The sequence below is a fragment of the Aeromonas sp. 600276 genome (assembly GCF_049175815.1).
Classification (GTDB): Bacteria; Pseudomonadota; Gammaproteobacteria; order Enterobacterales; family Aeromonadaceae; genus Aeromonas; species Aeromonas dhakensis.
On record NZ_JAAKVU010000044.1, the window covers coordinates 1 to 844 of the forward strand.

Below are 844 nucleotides of genomic sequence, written 5' to 3' on the forward strand. Positions count from 1 at the left end.
CGCCGCTACTGAGGGAATCTCGGTTGATTTCTTTTCCTCGGGGTACTTAGATGTTTCAGTTCTCCCGGTTCGCCTCGCTACGCTATGTATTCACGTAGCGATACCTAGCTTATGCTAAGTGGGTTTCCCCATTCGGAAATCCGTGAGTCGTAATGTCTCTTACCGACTGCTCACGGCTTATCGCAGGTTAGTACGTCCTTCATCGCCTCTGACTGCCAAGGCATCCACCATGTACGCTTAGTCACTTAACCATACAACCCCAAGAAGTGTCGTCGAAACGGCATTCAAGTTGCTGCACAACAAGGACCAAATAAAATTTGGTTTTCGCCAAGAAGTTTCCAAAGCACTTGTAACAAATGTTTGAGAACTACTTTTTAAATCAGCTTTCCAGATTGTTAAAGAGCATGTTTGCAACGGCGCGAGGCCGAAGAAAACAGAGTTAAGAATCAGTTCTTAACTCTGCATTCTTGTTAGCAAGAAGAGAAGTGGCGTCCCCTAGGGGATTCGAACCCCTGTTACCGCCGTGAAAGGGCGGTGTCCTAGGCCTCTAGACGAAGGGGACCCCGAGTCTGCTTTGCAGTGCTTGCGCACTGAGACAACAGGTAGCAGTAAACTGCTATTCACATCCCGTTATCCGGCAGAAGAGGTTTTCTCTCATCCATCCCGAGGGCTGGACAACAGAAGCTGATGCATCACTGCACCAGGTCTTTGCTCTAACTACTTTGAATCAAGGCAATCTGTGTGAACACTCAACAACTTCGTCATCATTAAGGTAAGGAGGTGATCCAACCCCAGGTTCCCCTAGGGTTACCTTGTTACGACTTCACCCCAGTCATGAATCACA

1 tRNA gene and 2 rRNA genes are annotated in these 844 nt (G+C 48.1%); all 3 read right to left on the minus strand.

The features are described from left to right. Nucleotides 1-251 (minus strand): 23S ribosomal RNA (locus tag G5134_RS21205); the annotation flags it as partial. 235 nt (nt 252-486) lie between these two features. Continuing rightward, nucleotides 487-562 (minus strand) — tRNA-Glu (locus G5134_RS21210). Between the two features lie 211 nt (nt 563-773). After that, nucleotides 774-844, minus strand: a 16S ribosomal RNA gene (locus G5134_RS21215); the annotation flags it as partial.